20 protein-coding genes and 2 pseudogenes are annotated in these 15,167 nt (G+C 71.7%); 10 read left to right on the top strand and 12 right to left on the bottom strand.

All coding sequences use genetic code 11. The annotated features are described in order from the left end of the window. Positions 1–93: 93 nt before the first annotated feature. The 4 genes and pseudogenes from folK to gph all read left to right on the top strand — a co-directional run bounded on the left by folK (position 94) and on the right by gph (position 2,169). Positions 94–588 (top strand): 2-amino-4-hydroxy-6-hydroxymethyldihydropteridine diphosphokinase, encoded by a 495-nt coding sequence (gene folK, locus AC30N0_RS18130; RefSeq protein WP_489519284.1) that lies wholly within the window; start codon positions 94–96, stop codon positions 586–588. A 107-nt stretch (positions 589–695) separates the two neighbouring features. Continuing rightward, positions 696–839, top strand: a pseudogene (locus AC30N0_RS18125) (DMT family protein); the annotation flags it as partial. Then, positions 836–1,492 (top strand): deoxynucleoside kinase, encoded by a 657-nt coding sequence (locus AC30N0_RS18120; RefSeq protein WP_489519283.1) that lies wholly within the window; start codon positions 836–838, stop codon positions 1,490–1,492. The pseudogene AC30N0_RS18125 and the gene AC30N0_RS18120, both read left to right, overlap by 4 nt. Further along, positions 1,489–2,169 (top strand): phosphoglycolate phosphatase, encoded by a 681-nt coding sequence (gph, locus tag AC30N0_RS18115; protein WP_489519282.1) that lies wholly within the window; start codon positions 1,489–1,491, stop codon positions 2,167–2,169. The genes AC30N0_RS18120 and gph overlap by 4 nt, the downstream gene beginning before the upstream one ends. Positions 2,170–2,196: 27 nt before the next feature. On the opposite strand, the gene AC30N0_RS18110 is transcribed toward gph, so the two are convergent. From AC30N0_RS18110 to AC30N0_RS18060, 11 genes and pseudogenes are all read right to left on the bottom strand, one after another. Beyond that, positions 2,197–3,354: a tetratricopeptide repeat protein gene (locus AC30N0_RS18110; protein WP_489519281.1), complete on the bottom strand. Its 1,158-nt coding sequence runs from the start codon at positions 3,352–3,354 to the stop codon at positions 2,197–2,199. After that, positions 3,351–3,824 (bottom strand): cytochrome c-type biogenesis protein, encoded by a 474-nt coding sequence (locus AC30N0_RS18105; RefSeq protein ID WP_489519280.1) that lies wholly within the window; start codon positions 3,822–3,824, stop codon positions 3,351–3,353. Before AC30N0_RS18105 ends, AC30N0_RS18110 begins: the two co-directional genes overlap by 4 nt. Beyond that, positions 3,824–4,354, bottom strand: coding sequence for a DsbE family thiol:disulfide interchange protein (locus AC30N0_RS18100; protein WP_489519279.1), 531 nt, complete (start codon positions 4,352–4,354; stop codon positions 3,824–3,826). Before AC30N0_RS18100 ends, AC30N0_RS18105 begins: the two co-directional genes overlap by 1 nt. Next, complete coding sequence (locus tag AC30N0_RS18095) at positions 4,351–6,333, bottom strand: heme lyase CcmF/NrfE family subunit (RefSeq protein ID WP_489519278.1); 1,983 nt, start codon at positions 6,331–6,333, stop codon at positions 4,351–4,353. The genes AC30N0_RS18100 and AC30N0_RS18095 overlap by 4 nt, the downstream gene beginning before the upstream one ends. Before the next feature lie 7 nt (positions 6,334–6,340). After that, positions 6,341–6,802, bottom strand: a complete 462-nt coding sequence (gene ccmE / locus AC30N0_RS18090; protein ID WP_489519277.1) for a cytochrome c maturation protein CcmE — start codon at positions 6,800–6,802, stop codon at positions 6,341–6,343. Then, positions 6,799–6,960: a heme exporter protein CcmD gene (gene ccmD, locus AC30N0_RS18085; RefSeq protein ID WP_489519276.1), complete on the bottom strand. Its 162-nt coding sequence runs from the start codon at positions 6,958–6,960 to the stop codon at positions 6,799–6,801. Before ccmD ends, ccmE begins: the two co-directional genes overlap by 4 nt. After that, positions 6,957–7,727 (bottom strand): annotated as a pseudogene (gene ccmC, locus AC30N0_RS18080) (heme ABC transporter permease CcmC). Before ccmC ends, ccmD begins: the two are co-directional and overlap by 4 nt. Positions 7,728–7,803: 76 nt before the next feature. Next, positions 7,804–8,472, bottom strand: a complete 669-nt coding sequence (gene ccmB / locus AC30N0_RS18075; RefSeq protein ID WP_489519275.1) for a heme exporter protein CcmB — start codon at positions 8,470–8,472, stop codon at positions 7,804–7,806. Beyond that, entirely contained in the window at positions 8,469–9,158 is a 690-nt protein-coding gene (ccmA, locus tag AC30N0_RS18070; protein ID WP_489519274.1) for a cytochrome c biogenesis heme-transporting ATPase CcmA, read from the bottom strand. The genes ccmB and ccmA overlap by 4 nt, the downstream gene beginning before the upstream one ends. 194 nt (positions 9,159–9,352) lie before the next feature. Further along, a complete protein-coding gene (locus AC30N0_RS18065; RefSeq protein WP_489519273.1) occupies positions 9,353–9,796 on the bottom strand; it encodes a hypothetical protein in 444 nt (147 codons plus the stop codon). Then, the gene (locus AC30N0_RS18060) at positions 9,793–10,326 is read right to left on the bottom strand and encodes a GNAT family N-acetyltransferase (protein ID WP_489519272.1); all 534 of its coding nucleotides are present in this window, start codon (positions 10,324–10,326) and stop codon (positions 9,793–9,795) included. The genes AC30N0_RS18065 and AC30N0_RS18060 overlap by 4 nt, the downstream gene beginning before the upstream one ends. Positions 10,327–10,410: 84 nt before the next feature. Between AC30N0_RS18060 and rpsP the strand changes: the two genes are divergently transcribed. The 6 genes from rpsP to AC30N0_RS18030 all read left to right on the top strand — a co-directional run bounded on the left by rpsP (position 10,411) and on the right by AC30N0_RS18030 (position 14,199). Then, positions 10,411–10,659: a 30S ribosomal protein S16 gene (rpsP, locus tag AC30N0_RS18055; RefSeq protein ID WP_489519271.1), complete on the top strand. Its 249-nt coding sequence runs from the start codon at positions 10,411–10,413 to the stop codon at positions 10,657–10,659. A 56-nt stretch (positions 10,660–10,715) separates the two neighbouring features. Next, positions 10,716–11,267 (top strand): ribosome maturation factor RimM, encoded by a 552-nt coding sequence (gene rimM / locus AC30N0_RS18050; protein WP_489519270.1) that lies wholly within the window; start codon positions 10,716–10,718, stop codon positions 11,265–11,267. Further along, positions 11,267–12,034 carry a tRNA (guanosine(37)-N1)-methyltransferase TrmD gene (trmD, locus tag AC30N0_RS18045; protein WP_489519269.1) on the top strand — a complete coding sequence of 256 codons (768 nt, stop codon included), beginning with the start codon at positions 11,267–11,269 and terminating at the stop codon, positions 12,032–12,034. The genes rimM and trmD overlap by 1 nt, the downstream gene beginning before the upstream one ends. A 110-nt stretch (positions 12,035–12,144) precedes the next feature. Next, positions 12,145–12,498 (top strand): 50S ribosomal protein L19, encoded by a 354-nt coding sequence (gene rplS / locus AC30N0_RS18040; RefSeq protein ID WP_489519268.1) that lies wholly within the window; start codon positions 12,145–12,147, stop codon positions 12,496–12,498. Next, the gene (locus AC30N0_RS18035) at positions 12,495–13,178 is read left to right on the top strand and encodes a CoA pyrophosphatase (protein ID WP_489519285.1); all 684 of its coding nucleotides are present in this window, start codon (positions 12,495–12,497) and stop codon (positions 13,176–13,178) included. The genes rplS and AC30N0_RS18035 overlap by 4 nt, the downstream gene beginning before the upstream one ends. A gap of 31 nt (positions 13,179–13,209) precedes the next feature. Beyond that, positions 13,210–14,199, top strand: coding sequence for a CobD/CbiB family protein (locus AC30N0_RS18030; protein ID WP_489519267.1), 990 nt, complete (start codon positions 13,210–13,212; stop codon positions 14,197–14,199). 10 nt (positions 14,200–14,209) lie between these two features. On the opposite strand, the gene rsgA is transcribed toward AC30N0_RS18030, so the two are convergent. Beyond that, positions 14,210–15,106, bottom strand: coding sequence for a ribosome small subunit-dependent GTPase A (gene rsgA / locus AC30N0_RS18025; RefSeq protein WP_489519266.1), 897 nt, complete (start codon positions 15,104–15,106; stop codon positions 14,210–14,212). Positions 15,107–15,167: the final 61 nt, after the last annotated feature.

Raw genomic sequence — 15,167 nt, 5'->3', positions numbered from 1 at the left:
CGGCGGCGGCGCCGGCCCGCGGGCGCCGCCGAGGGGGCGCCTCCCGACGGCGGCGGCTCCGGCAACGCGTAGGCAGCGCGAACGCCACCCGCCGTGCACCGCACGTCTTCGGCGGTCATCGTCCACGTCGGCCTGGGCTCGAACCTGGGCGCGAGCGCGGCCGTTCTCGACGCGGCCTTCGACGCGCTGGCGGCCCTGCCGGGCACGTGTCTCCTGGCGCGGTCCTCGTTTTATCGCTCCGCCCCCGTCGATGCCGCCGGACCCGACTTCGTGAACGCCGTCGCCGCCCTCGAGACGACGCTCGCCGCGCCGGCGCTGCTGGCGCACCTGCACCGCATCGAGGCGCAGCACGGCCGCGAGCGCAGCGGGCGCAACGCGCCGCGCACGCTCGACCTGGACCTGCTGCTCTACGGTGCAGAGGGGATCGACGGCGACGGCCTGGTCGTCCCCCACCCGCGCCTGCACGAGCGCGCGTTCGTGCTCGTGCCGCTGCTCGAGGTCGCTCCGGACATCGTGATTCCGGGCCTCGGCCGCGCTGCCGACCTGCTGCCCGGTGTCGTATCGCAGGCTGTCGCTAGGCTCTGTTGACCTAGGTCGGCAGACCCTAGACTGCCCCGATGAGCGATTCACTGACCGCCCCGGCCAACACCATCCTCGTGCTCACGGCCTCGAACGTCTTCATGACGCCCGCCTAGCTGAAGATCCTCCAGGAGGTGATCACGCTGCTCGTCTTCGTTCCCTTCGCGTTCTTCTTCATGAAACATCCCCTTCGTCTCGACTTACTCTGCGCCGGCCCCGGCATGCTCGGCGCCGTGTACTTCGTGTTCCGCTCCGCATGAGCCTGCCGCTCGCCCGCTTCCGGCACATCGCCATCGAGGGCCCGATCGGGGCCGGCAAGACCTCCCTCGCGCGCAAGCTCGCCGACCGGCTCGGTGCCGAGCTCATGCTCGAGCGCCCGGCCGAGAATCCGTTCCTCGACCGCTTCTATGCCGACATGGCCGGCTACGCGTTCCAGACCCAGCTCTTCTTCCTGTTCCAGCGCCAGAAGCAGGTGCAGGCGATCGCCCAGCCCGACGTGTTCGGCGCCGCCGTCGTCAGCGACTTCATGCTCGCCAAGGACGCGCTCTTCGCCCGCCTGACCCTCAGCGACGAGGAGCATCGCCTCTATGCGCAGATGTACGCGCAGGTCGCCACGCAGGTGCGCGAGCCCGACCTCGTCCTCTGGCTGCAGGCATCGCCCGAGACGCTGCTCGGGCGGGTGCGCCGGCGCGGCATCGCCATGGAGCGCGCCATCGACGCCGCCTACCTGGCGCGCCTGTGCGACGCCTATGCCGAGCACTTCCATTCCTACCGGGGGGCACCGGTCTTCGCTGTCGACACCGAGCGTGTCAACTTCGTCGAGCGCGAGCTCGACCTCGACCATCTGATCGAGCGCCTCGAGCGTTTCGAGGGCCGGCGCGACAGCCTCGACGCAGCGACACCGCTGCAATGACGGCGCCGCGGCCGACGATCGTCAGCTTTGATCTCGACGGCACCCTGGTCGACACGGCGGGGGAGATCGCCGAGGCCGCCAACCTCGCCCTGCGCGAAGTCGGGCTGGCCCCGCGGCCGCTGCCGGCAATCGAGAAGCTGATCGGCGCCGGCAGCCGCGAGCTGATGCTGCGCCTGCTGCGTTCGGCACCCGAGGCCAATGCGGCGGTCGACGTCGAGACCCTGCGGGCGCGCTTTTCCTTCCACTACGCCGCCGTCGCCGGCAGCTCCTGCCGGGCCTACGACGGCTGCGTCGTCACCCTGGAGCGGCTGCGTGCGGCCGGGATCCGCCTGGCCTGCCTGACCAACAAGGACGAGCGCCACAGCCGGATCATCCTCGAGGCGGTGCGCATCGATGCCTTCTTCGAGGTGCTCGTCGGCGGCGACACCCTGCCGGTACGCAAGCCCGACCGGCGCGTGGTCGAACGCGTGCTGCAGGCGCTTCGCGGCACCGCCTCGACGATGGCGCATGTCGGCGACTCGGCGACCGACGTCCAGACTGCACGGAACGCCGGCATCGCGGCCTGGGCCGTGCCCTACGGCTACAACGGCGGCGAGCCGATCGAGAGCGCACGGCCCGATCGCCTGTTCGTCACCCTACCCGACGTCGCCGACTTCGTTGTGGACACGCGCAACTGAGCGGACCGGACGCGCGCGTGCCTGCGCTCAGCGATTCTCGACCGAGCGGTCGATGCGGATCGACAGGTCGCGCGTTCCCGGCGGCACCGGCGCCGACTCGCCGGTCAGGTCACCCGGCTGCGGCATGGCATTGCCGGTCCTGCTGATGCGCGCAGCGATGACGACGCTCGTCGCGCCCGACAGGCGTGCCGCCGGAGACATCGCCGAGGAGTCGTCGAGGGTGAAGGCGAGCGGCAGGTCGGCGACGCGGGCGCGCACGATGGCCAGCGGCATGCGCGCGCCTTCGCTGGCGCGGGCGAAGACGAAGACGGTGTCGTCGGGCGCCGCCTTGCCCGCCAACGCCGGTGCGAGGGTCACGGTGCCGGTGATCGCGGTGCTCGCCGCGGCCGGAGCCGAGGTCGCGGCGGTCGTGCGCCTGGGCGCCGGCGTCGATGCTGCCGCGGTCCTCGGCGGGGTGGCGGCTGCCGGTCCGGATGCTGCCGCGCCGGCGGCGCGCTGGCGCGCCTCGGCGATCCCGGCCCGCACCTGTTGCGCCATCTCGCTGCCCGGCGGCAGGGCGTCGACGATCCTTTGCCAGTGCCCGGCGGCGGCGGCGAAGTCGCCGCGCTCGTAGGCCAGGGTGCCGGCCAGGGCCAGGGCCTTCGGCTGCTGCGGATCGATGGCCAGCGCCCGCTCGAGGAGCTGCATCGTCTCCGGGTTGGCGAGGGTGCCCTGGCTGGCCGCGCTGGCGTCCGCGTGATCGGCAAGCAGCCCGGCGTTGGCCGGCTGCAACTCGCTGGCGCGCCGGTAGGCGGGCAGCGACTCGGCGAAGCGGCCGACGAGGGTGTACGAGCGGGCCAGCATGGTCCAGCCCTCGGCGTCGTCGGGGCGGCTCTTCATGCGCTCGGCGAGCGTGTCGACCATCGACGCGATCTGCTCGAGGCTGCGTTGCCGGGCGGCGATCGCGGCCGCATCGCCGCCCGGCTGGCTTCCGGCCGCCGCTGGTGTGGCGGCGGCCGGCGCTGCCCGGCCGCCGAGCCCGGCCAGCTGCGGCGAGCCGGTCCTGGCATAACCGGCGACGGCGACGGCGACCACCGCCGCGACGATGCTGGCGATCAGGGCGCGCGAAGGCCGCGCCTGCGGTGCGGGGCTCCGGGCGCCGCTGCTTCCGCTCGCATCCGGGTCGGCCGCCTGCACGTCGCTCATCGGACGCCGGCCGGCCGCGCCGCCGGCGGGTCCACGTCGCCGTCGTCGTCGTCGAGGTCCGGCTCGAAGACCTCGGCACCGAGCCGGCTGCGCCGGCGCAGCACCAGGATCAGCACCCCACCGCCCCCGAGCAGCAGCACGGCCGGGCCGAACCAGAGCAGCGCCGTCGTCGCCTTGAGCGGCGGACGGTAGAGGACGAAGTCGCCGTATCGAGCCGTCATGTAGTCGATGACCTCGCGATCGCTCTTGCCCTGCTTCAGCATCTCGCGCGTCTCGCGGCGCAGGTCGACCGCCAGCGACGCGTCCGAGTCGGCGATGGTCTGGTTCTGGCACACGAGGCAGCGCAGCTCGGCGGCAATGCGCAGCATCCGCGCCTCCAGCGCCGGGTCGGCCGCTGCCGGCTGCGCTTCCCGGGCCGCGGCGCAGAGGGCGACGAGACCGGCGAAGAAGAAGGCGACGCAGCGGCGCACTACAGGTCGAGCTTCCTGAGCAGCGGCTCGATCCTCGTCGCGAGCACGTGCGGCGTGAGCGGGCCGATGTGCTTGAGCCGGATGATGCCGTCGCGGTCGATGACGAAGGTTTCGGGCACGCCGTAGACGCCGAAGTCGATGCCGACGCGGCCGTCGGCGTCGACGAGCGATGCCTCGTACGGGTTGCCGAAGCGCGCCAGCCAGGCCGTCGCGTCGGCGCGCTCGTCCTTGTAGTCGAGGCCGTAGATCGGCGCCAGGCCCTTCTTGGCGAACTCCATCAGCAGCGGATGCTCCTCGCGGCAGGCGACGCACCACGAGGCCCAGACGTTAAGAATCCAGACCTTGCCGCGCAGTTCTTCGAGGCGGATCGTCTTCGATGGATCGTCGAGGCGCGGCAGGGCGAAGCGCGGCGCCGGCTTGCCGATCAGAGGCGACGGCACCTCGCGCGGGTCGCGCTTCAGCCCGATGGCCAGGATGACGGCGAGGGCGAGGAAGGCGGCGAGCGGGATCAGGAACCAGAGGCGCTTCATGCGGCCGCGGCTCCCGCGGCCGGGGCGGCGCCGGTCTGGCGCACGCGGGCGCGGTAGCGCCGGTCGGTCGCCGCGAGCAGGCCGCCGAGCGCCATCACGAGGCAGCCGCCCCAGATCCAGTCGATGAAGGGCTTGACGTAGATGCGCACGATCCAGGCGCCGCCGCCGACCGCCTCGCCGAGCGACACGTAAAGGTCGCGCGTGAAGCCGACGTCGATGTCGGCCTCGGTCATCGTCGACTGCGAGGCGGGGTGAAAGCGCTTCTCGGGGTGCAGGGTGACGATGCGGCGGCCGCCCTTGGTCACCTCGATGTCGCCGCGGACCGCGCGGTAGTTCGGCCCCTGCAGCTCGCGCGTGCCGCGGAAGGTGAAGACCGTTCCCTTGACCTCCGTGCTGTCGCCGATGTTCATGCGGACGTCGCGCTCGACCTCGCCGGTGCGGACCATCGTGACGCCGAAGATGAAGATGGCGATGCCGAGGTGCGCCAGCATCATCCCCGCCACCGAGCGCGGGATCTGGCGGGCCCGGTGCACGACCCCCCGGTGCAGGCCGCCCGTGGGTCGCAGGCGCTCGACGAGGTCGGTGGAGAGCGAGGCGACGATCCAGAACGCCATCAGCAGGCCGGTCGCCGCGACGATGCCGACGCCGCCCTGCAGCCAGGCGGCGACGATGGTCGCGACGACCGCCACGCCGGCGGCCCAGCGCAGGCGCGTCGCCAGGTCGGGCAGCTCGGCGGCCTTCCAGCGCGCCAGGGGCCCGACGCCCATCAGGAACACGAGCGGCGTCAGCAAGGGCACGAAGACGGTGTCGAAGTAGGGCGGCCCGACCGAGATCTTGCCGAGGTTCATCGCATCGAGCGCCAGCGGGTAGAGCGTGCCGAGGAGGACCGCGCCGCAGGCGACGACGAGCAGCACGTTGTTGGCCAGCAGCAGGCTCTCGCGCGAGAGGAGGGCGAAGCGCGCGCCCAGGCCGACGCTCGGCGCGCGCCAGGCATAGAGGCCGAGCGAGGCGCCGATCACGACGACGAGGAAGGCGAGGATGAACAGGCCCCGGCTCGGGTCGGTGGCGAAGGCATGCACCGACGAGAGCACGCCCGAGCGGACCAGGAAGGTGCCGAGCAGCGACAGCGAGAAGGCCATGATCGCGAGCAGCACGGTCCACGACTTGAAGGCGCCCCGCTTCTCGGTGACGGCCAGCGAGTGGATCAATGCGGTGGCCACCAGCCACGGCATGAACGATGCGTTCTCGACCGGGTCCCAGAACCACCAGCCGCCCCAACCGAGCTCGTAGTAGGCCCAGCCGCTGCCGAGCGCGATGCCGAGGGTCAGGAAGATCCAGGCGGCCGTGGTCCAGGGCCGCGTCCAGCGGGCCCAGGTCGCGTCGAGGTTGCCGCCGATCAATGCCGCGACGGCGAAGGCGAACGCCACCGACAGGCCGACGTAGCCCATGTAGAGCATCGGCGGGTGGATCACCATGCCCGGGTCCTGCAGCAGCGGGTTGAGGTCGCGGCCTTCGGCGGCTGCGGGGACCAGGCGGTCGAAGGGGTTCGAAGTCGCGAGCAGGAAGAGCAGGAAGCCGAACGACAGCCAGCCCATCACCGCGAGGATGCGGGCGATGACCTTGTCCGGCAGGTGCCGGCTGAAGGTGGCGACGGCGACGGTCCAGAACGCGAGCATCAGCACCCACAGCAGCATGGAGCCTTCGTGGCCGCCCCAGACCGCGCTGATGCGGTAGTGCAGCGGCAGCAAGCGGTTCGAGTTCGAGGCGACGTAGAGGACCGAGAAGTCGTTGCCGACGAAGGCCGCCGTGAGGCAGACGAACGACAGCGCCACCAGCGCGAACAGGGCGCGCGCGGACGGCCGCGCCACCGCCATCCAGTCGGCACGGTTCTTCGCCGCGCCGACGAGCGGCAGCGTGCCGAGCACGGCCGACAGGCCGAGCGCGAGCCAGAGCAGGAAGTGACCGAGTTCCGGAATCACGGCAGTCTCATTTGGGCGCGCCGCCGCTCATCGTCTCGGCGAGCTTCGGGTTGCCCTGCTGCGCCTTCTTCAGGGCCTCGGCCGCCTCGGGCGGCATGTAGTTCTCGTCGTGCTTGGCGAGCACCTCGCGGGCGAAGAAGACGCCGTCCTTCAGCTGGCCCTGCGCGACCACGCCCTTGCCCTCCTTGAACAGGTCGGGGAGGATGCCTTCGTAGCGCACCGGAATGTCCCTGGCGGTATCCGTGACGACGAAGTCGACCCGCGTGCCCTCGCGCTTGACGGTGCCTTCGCGGACCAGGCCGCCGACGCGGAAGGTGCGCGCTACCGGCGCCTCGTTGGCGACGATCTGTGTCGGCGAATAGAAGAAGACCAGGTTGCTCTGGAAGGCGTCGAGGACGAGCGCTGCAGCGGCCCCGACGGCGACGAGGACGCCGGCGACGATCGCCAGGCGCTTGTGGCGCGGCTTCATGATGCGCCTCCGCCCGCCGTGCGGCGGGCCTGCCGATGCCGCCAGCCGACGAGCACCGGTTCGGCGACCATGCACGCCGCGGTGACGGCATAGGCACCCCACACGTAGAGCCCGTAGCCGCCCATGGCGAAGAATTCGGAGGCGCTGTTCCAGTTCATGTCGTGGCTCCCGAGGCGGCCTGGGCCGGGCGCTGCGCCACCTGGCCCGCCCAGCGCGCGTGCTGTTCGCGCTCGAGAACGATGGCCCGCGTCCGTGTGAAGACGACGGCGAAGGCGTAGGCCCAGAAGGCGAAGGTCATGAGCAGCATGGCGGTGAGCATGGTGCTGGCCATTGTCGGGGCGGCCGTGACGCTGACGCTGGCGCCCTGGTGCAGCGTGTTCCACCAGCGCACCGAGAACTAGATGACGGGCACGTTGACGCTGCCGACGATGGCGACCAGGGCGCCGGCCTTGTCGGCACGGCGTGGGTCGTCGATGGCCGCGACGATGGCCAGGAAGCCCGCGTACAGGAAGAGCAGGATCAGCTCCGATGTCAACCGCGCATCCCAGACCCACCAGGTGCCCCAGGTCGGCTTGCCCCAGATCGCGCCGGTCCACAGGGCCAGCACCGTGAACATCGCTCCGGTCGGCGCGATGGCCCGCGCCAGCATCGACGCCAGCCTGGCGTTGAAGGCCCAGCCGATGGCGGCCCAGAACGCCATCGCGAGGTAGAGCAGCATCGACATCCAGGCCGCGGGGACGTGGATGTAGATGATCCGGTAAGCCTCGCCTTGCGTCGCGTCGGTCGGGGCGCGGAAGAAGCCGATGTAGAGGCCGGCCGCGGCCAGCGCAGCGGCGGCGGCCCAGCACCAGGGGACGATCCGGCCCGCGAACGCGTAGAAGCGGGAGGGTGCGGCGAACTGGAAGAAAGGGAGGCGGGTGATCATGAATGCGGCCCGTATTGTCGGGCCAGCGCCATCGCGGGTCGCGGCGCCGGATATTGCCGGCTCGACCCGCTGCCGGCTATTCCGTGGCGATCCGCAAGGCCGCGGCGGTGGCGAGCGGCGCGAGCAGGGCGGTGACGATGAGCAGGGCGCCCAGCAGCGAGAGATGCCCGCGCATGCCGAGGCCCGCCTCGACCGCGGCGACCGCGCCGGCGCCGAAGATCAGCACCGGCACGCAGAGCGGCACGATCAGCACGATCAGCAGCACGGCGCCGCCGCGCAGGCCGAGCGTCAGGGCCGCGCCGAGGCCGCCGAACAGGCTGAGGACCGGGGTGCCGAGCAGGAGGGTCACGACGAGAGCGAGGATCGAGGGCCCCGCAAGCCCGAGCATCAATCCGAACACCGGCGCGGCGATCGCCAGCGGCAAGCCGGTCAGCAGCCAGTGCGACGCTGCCTTCGCCACCGCGATGCGCAGCCGCGACGGATCGGCGAGCAGCATCTGCTCGAGCGAGCCGTCGGCCAGGTCGGCGGCGTAGAGCTGGCCCACCGACAGCATCGCCGCCAGCAGGGCCGCGACCCAGATCACGCCCGGCGCGATCAGGCGCAGGGTCGCCGCCTCGGGGCCGACGCCGAGCGGGAAGAGGCTGATGGCGACGGTGAAGAAGCCGATCGGCAGCAGCGCCTCGCTGCGCCGCCGCGCGGCCAGGCGAAGATCGCGTGCCAGCAGGACCGCGAACGCGCCGCTCATGCCGCGGCCGGCTCGATGGCGTCCAGGCCGTCGGCCCGGGCTGCTGTCTCGAGCTGGACGACCGAAGGCGCCGGCATGGCGATCGACAGCGGCAGGTGGCTCGTCAGCACGACGGTGCCGCCGCCGCCCGCATGGGCGGCCAGCAGTGCGTCGAGGGTGGCGACGCCGTCCGCGTCGAGCGCGTCGTAGGGCTCGTCGAGGAGCCAGAGCGCCGGCCGCGCGGATGCCGCCAGGCGGGCCAGGGCGACCCGGCGCCGCTGCCCCTGCGACAGGGTGCGGACGGGCGCGTCGCGCCGCGATGCCATGCCGAAGCGTTCGAGCGCGGCGGCGAGCGCTTCCGGCCGGACCTCGTCGCCGTGAAGGCCGATCAGGAAGGCCAGGGATTCGCCGACGGTCAGATCGTCCTTCAGCGCGTTCGCATGCGCCAGGTAGAGCGGGCGCCCGGTCGCCGCGGCACCACGGCGGACGATCGTCCCCGCGGCCGGTGCCGACAGGCCGGCGAGCGTGCGCAGCAGGGTCGTCTTGCCCCGGCCATTGGCGCCGCGAACCCAGACGATGGCGCCCGCGGCGGCGGTGAAGTCGAGCCCGGTGAAGAGCGGACGTTCGCCGCGGCGGCACTCCAGCCCCCGCACGATCAGGGCCGTGTCGGTCGCCGGGGGCGAGTTGGCTTCGAGCTCAGCGGGCACCGTCACTCCGTTCTTCAGGTGCGGCGATTGTGTCTGCCGAGCTCAGGTCCAGGCCCGCGCTCGGCTCCACGGCGCGGCGAACTCGATCGCACCGCCGTGTCGACCGGCGTGCTCCAGCCGAGGCAGGCCGTCGTCGTCGCAGGCTTTCTCAAGCTCGCGCGACCTTCTACGCCGTCAGCCTGGTGCTCTTCCGATCAGCTTCCGATGGGTGCCAGCGACTCGAAATAGCGCTGCGCGGTGAAAGCGATGGTCGCCAGCGTGACCGTCGCTCCTGCGGCCAGGGCGATGGCGACGCCGAGGACCGTCGGCCATGCCGATCGCCCGCCCGATACCCCGGCCCCGTGGCGCGCCGCCCAGCGGGCATCGTCGGTGAGGCCATAGACGATGGCGCTGAGCATGGCAGCCACGAGGGTGACGCCGAGCAGGGGCACCAGCATGCTGCCGAGCCGATCGTCGACGCCGAACTCGCGCATGCGCCAGACGCCGTAGGCGCCGGCGAGGGTCGGGAGAGGGTAGGCCCAGGCCCAGAGGTCGCCGCGGCCATGCAGGTAGAAGCGGTGCAGGCCGAGGCTGCCGCCCACCAGCGCGACCCAGGTGGCCAGCGCCTTCGAGCGAGGCCGGACCGCGGCGGCGCTCATGGCCTGGGCGCTGTGCTCGCCCCGAGGCCGAGGCTGCGCTGCATGAACACGACGTCGAGCCAACGCCCGAACTTCCAGCCCGCCGATCGGATGATGCCGGCGGGCTCGAAGCCCAGCGCGCGATGGACGCCGATCGACGCCGCGTTGGCCGAGGCGCCGATGACGGCGAGCATCTGCCGGGCACCCGCGGCCTGGCAGCGGGCGAGCAGCTCGGCCAGGAGCAGCCGGCCAAAGCCGCGCCCGATCGCTTCCGGGGCCAGGTAGACGGAGTCCTCCAGGCAGAAGCGGTAGGCCGGCCGCGGCCGGAAGGCGTCTGCGTACGCGTAGCCCTGGAGCTCGCCGCCGCTCTCGACGACGAGCCAGGGCAGGCCGTGCGCAAGCACCGCCTGGCGGCGGCTCGCCATCTCGGCCTCGGCAGGCGCGTCGAGCTCGAAGGTACCGGTGCCGTGCACGACATGCCAGGCGTAGATGGCGGCCACCGCAGCGACGTCGGCCGCGGTGCTCGGGCGGACGTGGATGGGCGCGGTCATGGAGGAGGTGGCGGGGCGCAGGCGCGGCGAGTTTATAATGCTCGGTTTTTCGCGGGATCCGTCTCGCTACTCGAGGAACACACCATGGTCGTCATCCGGCTGGCTCGCGGCGGGGCGAAGAAGCGCCCCTTCTTCAACATCGTCGTCGCCGACTCGCGCTTGCGCCGGGACGGCCGATTCATCGAACGCGTCGGCTTCTACAACCCGGTCGCGTCGGGCAGCGAGCAACCCTTGCGCATCGCCTTCGACCGTGTCGAGCACTGGACCGGACACGGCGCGCAGATGTCGCCCACGGTGCAGCGCCTCGTCGAGCAGGCCAAAAGCGCCGCCTGACACGCCGGGACGGCAGCCCGCCTCGCCGCAGGTCCGGTCGAGTCCCTGCCGTCGCGATGGAGCCGCCCGAAGCCAGGCCCTCCGACGCCCTCGAGGTCGGCCGAATCGGCGAGGCGTACGGGCTTCAGGGCTGGTTCAAGGTCCACCCTTACGCGGATCCTGCGGAGGCGCTTTGCGCGGCACGCCGATGGCACCTGCAGGCGCCGGAGCGGTCGCCGCTGCCGGGGACTCTCCCCGCATCGCTCGAGATCACCCGAGTGCGGGAGCACGGCGACGGGCTCGTCGCCCAGGCTGTCGGCATCGCCGACCGCAACGCGGCCGAGGCGCTGCGCGGCGCTCGCGTTCTCGTGTCGCGGTCGAGCTTTCCGGCCGTCGGCGCCGACGAGTTCTACTGGGCCGACCTCATCGGCTGCACCGTCCTCGATCGCCAGGGCGCCACCCTGGGGGCCGTCGTCGGCTTGCTCGACACCGGCCCGCAGAGCGTGCTGCGCGTGCAGGCCGCCGAAGCGGCCGCCGAGGAGCGGCTGATCCCATTTGTCGCCGCCTACGTCGACAGCGTCGACACGGCACTGCGCCGCATCGTCGTCGACTGGGGGAGCGACTACTGATGCGTTTCGACGTCGTCACGCTCTTCCCGGAGCTGTTTGCGGCGCATCGGGCGCATGGCGTGACGAGGCGGGCGTTCGAGTCCGGGCAAGTTGAGCTTCACCTGTGGAACCTGCGCGACTTCGGCGATCCGCCGCATGCCCGCGTCGACGACCGGCCGTACGGCGGCGGGCCCGGCATGGTGATGCTCGTCGAACCGCTGGAGCGCGCCCTGGCAGCCGTTCGCGCCGCCCGCGCCGAGGCGGCCCCGGCGCCGCTGGTCAACTTCTCGCCGGCGGGCCAGCCGCTGCGCCAGGATCGTGTCGCCGGGTTCGCGACCGGTCCCGGCGCCGTCCTCCTCTGCGCCCGCTACGAAGGCGTCGACCAGCGCTTCATCGACGCCCGCGTCGACCTCGAGCTCAGCATCGGCGACTACGTGCTGTCGGGGGGCGACCTGCCGGCGCTGGTGCTCCTCGATGCCGTCGCCCGGCTGCAGCCCGGCGTGCTCGGCGATGCGCGCTCGCACCAGCAGGACAGCTTCTCCGACGGCTTGCTCGACTGCCCCCACTACAGCCGTCCGGAACGGCTCGACCTCGGCCAAGGCGCGGTCGCGGTCCCCGACGTGCTGCTTTCCGGCCACCACGCCGCCATCGAGCGCTGGCGGCGCGATCAGGCGCTCCTGGCGACCGGTGAGCGCCGTCCCGACCTGATCGAGCTGGCGAGGGCGCAGGGTCGGCTGGACGCCGCCGACGAAGCGGTGCTGGCCGCGAGGCAGACGCCAAAGCTATAATTCCGGGTTTTCCGATCCTCTGCCGCCCAGGGCCACCGGCCCGCTTCGAACAACCGGGCCATCGGCCCGGTGCCAACACCACAGCGCGCGCACGATCGACAGGAGCCCCCATGGATCTGATCCAGACCCTCGAGCGCGAGGAAATTACTCGCCTCAACCGCACCATTCCTTCGTTCGCCCCCGGCGACACCGTGATCGTCAGCGTCAGCGTCGTGGAAGGCACGCGCAAGCGGCTGCAGGCGTTCGAGGGCGTGGTCATCGCCAAGCGCAACCGCAGCCTCAACTCGAGCTTCATCGTCCGCAAGACCTCGAGCGGCGAGGGCGTCGAGCGCACCTTCCAGACCTACAGCCCGCTGATCGCCTCGATCGAGGTGAAGCGGCGCGGCGACGTGCGCCGGGCGAAGCTCTACTACCTGCGCAGCCGCTCGGGCAAGTCGGCCCGCATCAAAGAGAAGCTGGCCTGAGCCTGCCGTTCCAGCCCGAGGACGTCGCCGTCCTCGGGTCCGATTCGCACCTTCCCCCCGTTTCGCCGGCGAGCATCGACCCGGCTGCGCTGCGCCTGCGCTTCGTCCAGCCGCCGGCGTGGCGACCCGAGATCGTCGGCGAAAGCCGCATCGTCGAGCGATCGCCCACGGATGCGTCGGTCCTCGTTCCGCTCGTCCTTCGCGACGAGCCGACGGTGCTGCTGACGCGGCGCACCGACCACCTCCACGACCATCCGAGCCAGATCAGTTTCCCGGGCGGGCGCGCCGAGCCGCACGACGCCGACGCGGTGGCGACGGCCTTGCGCGAGGCGCACGAGGAGATCGGCCTGGCTCGCACGGAAGTCGAGGTGCTGGGCAGCCTGCCGACGTACACCACCAGCACCGGCTTCGTCGTCACCGCCGTCGTCGGCCTCGTCCGGCCGGGCGTGGTGCTGCAGCCCGATCCGTTCGAGGTCGCCGAGGTCTTCGAGGTGCCGCTCGCCTGGTTGATGAACCCGGCGAATCATCAGCGCCATGCCGTCGAGATGGCGGGCTATCGGCGCGAGTTCCTGTCGATCCCGTGGCACGGGCCCGGCGCCGACGGGCAGCATCGGCGCTACTTCATCTGGGGCGCGACCGCGGCCATGCTGCGCAACCTCTACCGATTCCTCGCCGCCTGAGCCGCGGACCCGGCCGCTATGATGGGCCGCGATGAGTTTTTTCGCCGTCCTGTTTGCGCTACTGCTCGAGCAGGTCAAGCCCCTTCCGCGGGGCAACCCGATTCATGATGCACTGACCGCGTGGATTCGCGGCACCGCCCGCAACTTCGATGCCGGACGCGAAGCCCACGCCTGGGTCGTCTGGTGCATCACGGTGCTGGTCCCGGCGCTCGTTTGCTGGGGCCTCTACGCCGGCCTCACGCAGGTCAGCACGCTGCTCGGCCTGGCCTTCAATGTGGCCGTCCTGTACCTGACGCTCGGCTTTCGCCAATTCAGCCACTACTTCACCGACATCCGCACGGCGCTCGACCGCGGCGACGAGCACGAGGCGCGGCGGCTGCTGGCGGAGTGGCGTCACCTCGACGCGAGCGAGTTGCCCGCGGCCGAGTTCCTGCGTCACGTCATCGAGCACTCCCTGCTGGCGGCGCACCGGCACGTGTTCGGCGTCTTCTTCTGGTTCGTGCTGCTCTCGACCTTCGGCCTCGGGCCGGCCGGCGCGGTGCTTTACCGCCTCGCCGAGTTCGTGAGCCGCTACTGGGCCTACCGCAGCGGCGACAGCGGCATCGCCATGAACGTGCGGCTCATGGCCTTGTCGCTGCGTCTCTTCCAGGTGCTCGACCACGTGCCGGCCCGCCTCACGGCATCCGGCTTCGCGGTCGTCGGCAACTTCGAGGAAGCTGTGAACGGCTGGCGCCGAGACGCGGGACTCTGGAAGTACGACAACGAAGGCGTGATCCTCGCTGCCGCAGCGGGGGCCGTGGGCGTTCAGCTCGGGGGCGGTTCGGCTCCGGGCATCACTCCGGACCGCGCCAAGACCTTCGAGTCGGGCGCGCCGCCGCTGTCGGCCGATGCCGAGGGCTCGACCCCCGGCGTGCCGCCACAACTCGGCCACCTGCGCAGCATCGTCGCGCTGGTCTGGCGCTCGGTCGTGCTCTGGATGCTCCTGCTCGCGCTGCTCTCGCTCGCCAACCTCATCGGCTGATCACGAGGCGCTAGGCAGCGAGCTCGGCGCGGATCTCGGCGTAGAGGCGGTAGCGCGACTCGGCGATGTCGCCCCGGGCCAGGGCCGCGAGCACGCCGCAGCCGGGCTCGTGAAGGTGCGTGCAGTTGTAGAAGCGGCATTCGGCCTGGCCGCCGATGTCCGGCATCAGGGCCGCGAGCTGATCGGCGGCGACGTGGCGCAGGCCGAACTCCTGGAACCCAGGCGAGTCGATGAGGGCGCTGGTGCGCTGCGCGTCGAGCCAGTACCAGTGCGTCGCCGTCGTGGTGTGTCGGCCGCTGTTGAGCGCGCGCGATATCTCGCCGACCTGCACGCGGGCGTCCTCGACCATCAGGTTGACGAGCGTGCTCTTGCCCGCGCCGCTCGGGCCGAGCACCAGCGTGGCCTTGGCGTCCAGCACGGGCTCGAGCACCCGTCGGGCCTCGGCGGGCTTCTGCTTCAGCGCCAGGGCGATGACCGCCACGCCCATCGCGACGTAGGGCGCGAGACGTGCCTCGGCGGCGGCGAAGGCCGGCAGGTCGCGCTTGTTGAGGACGATCCTTGCCTCGATGCCGGCCGCGCCCGCTGCGATCAGGGCCCGGGCCAGCTGCGATTCGCTGAAGATGGGCTCGGCCGCGACGACGACGAGCAGCTGGTCGATGTTGGCCGCGAACTCCTTCGTCTTCCACTCGTCCTGCCGGTGCAGGCAGTTCCGCCGCGGCAGCGTTGCGTCGACGACGCCCTCGTCGCCGGTCGGCGTCCAGCGGACGAGGTCGCCGACGACCAGCGTGCTTTTCTTGCCGCGCGAGTGGCAGAGGATGCGGCGGCCCTCGGTGGTCTCGACGACCACGTGCCGGCCATGACCCGAGACGACCCGCCCGTTCTCAGCCGACGAAGGCGACGAGGGCATCGGCCTTGGCGGCGCAGACGAAGTCGTTCATCGAGATGCCGCCGGCCGAGTGGGTCGAGAA

The sequence above is a fragment of the Rhizobacter sp. genome (genome assembly GCF_031412495.1).
Classification (GTDB): domain Bacteria; phylum Pseudomonadota; class Gammaproteobacteria; order Burkholderiales; family Burkholderiaceae_C; genus Schlegelella_A.
The sequence above is the reverse complement of the archived record's forward strand: the minus strand, read 5'-3'. Positions and strand labels throughout refer to the sequence as shown.

What these genes read in the sequence shown, in the direction of transcription:
- AC30N0_RS18120 (WP_489519283.1), top strand. Translation starts at nt 836, where the DNA reads ATGAGCCTGCCGCTCGCCCGCTTCCGGCACATCGCCATCGAGGGCCCG.
- gph (WP_489519282.1), top strand. Translation starts at nt 1,489, where the DNA reads ATGACGGCGCCGCGGCCGACGATCGTCAGCTTTGATCTCGACGGCACC.
- AC30N0_RS18110 (WP_489519281.1), bottom strand. Translation starts at nt 3,354, where the DNA reads ATGAGCGACGTGCAGGCGGCCGACCCGGATGCGAGCGGAAGCAGCGGC.
- AC30N0_RS18100 (WP_489519279.1), bottom strand. Translation starts at nt 4,354, where the DNA reads ATGAAGCGCCTCTGGTTCCTGATCCCGCTCGCCGCCTTCCTCGCCCTC.
- ccmE (WP_489519277.1), bottom strand. Translation starts at nt 6,802, where the DNA reads ATGAAGCCGCGCCACAAGCGCCTGGCGATCGTCGCCGGCGTCCTCGTC.
- ccmD (WP_489519276.1), bottom strand. Translation starts at nt 6,960, where the DNA reads ATGAACTGGAACAGCGCCTCCGAATTCTTCGCCATGGGCGGCTACGGG.
- ccmB (WP_489519275.1), bottom strand. Translation starts at nt 8,472, where the DNA reads ATGAGCGGCGCGTTCGCGGTCCTGCTGGCACGCGATCTTCGCCTGGCC.
- AC30N0_RS18065 (WP_489519273.1), bottom strand. Translation starts at nt 9,796, where the DNA reads ATGAGCGCCGCCGCGGTCCGGCCTCGCTCGAAGGCGCTGGCCACCTGG.
- AC30N0_RS18060 (WP_489519272.1), bottom strand. Translation starts at nt 10,326, where the DNA reads ATGACCGCGCCCATCCACGTCCGCCCGAGCACCGCGGCCGACGTCGCT.
- rpsP (WP_489519271.1), top strand. Translation starts at nt 10,411, where the DNA reads ATGGTCGTCATCCGGCTGGCTCGCGGCGGGGCGAAGAAGCGCCCCTTC.
- rimM (WP_489519270.1), top strand. Translation starts at nt 10,716, where the DNA reads ATGGAGCCGCCCGAAGCCAGGCCCTCCGACGCCCTCGAGGTCGGCCGA.
- trmD (WP_489519269.1), top strand. Translation starts at nt 11,267, where the DNA reads ATGCGTTTCGACGTCGTCACGCTCTTCCCGGAGCTGTTTGCGGCGCAT.
- rplS (WP_489519268.1), top strand. Translation starts at nt 12,145, where the DNA reads ATGGATCTGATCCAGACCCTCGAGCGCGAGGAAATTACTCGCCTCAAC.
- AC30N0_RS18030 (WP_489519267.1), top strand. Translation starts at nt 13,210, where the DNA reads ATGAGTTTTTTCGCCGTCCTGTTTGCGCTACTGCTCGAGCAGGTCAAG.
- rsgA (WP_489519266.1), bottom strand. Translation starts at nt 15,106, where the DNA reads ATGCCCTCGTCGCCTTCGTCGGCTGAGAACGGGCGGGTCGTCTCGGGT.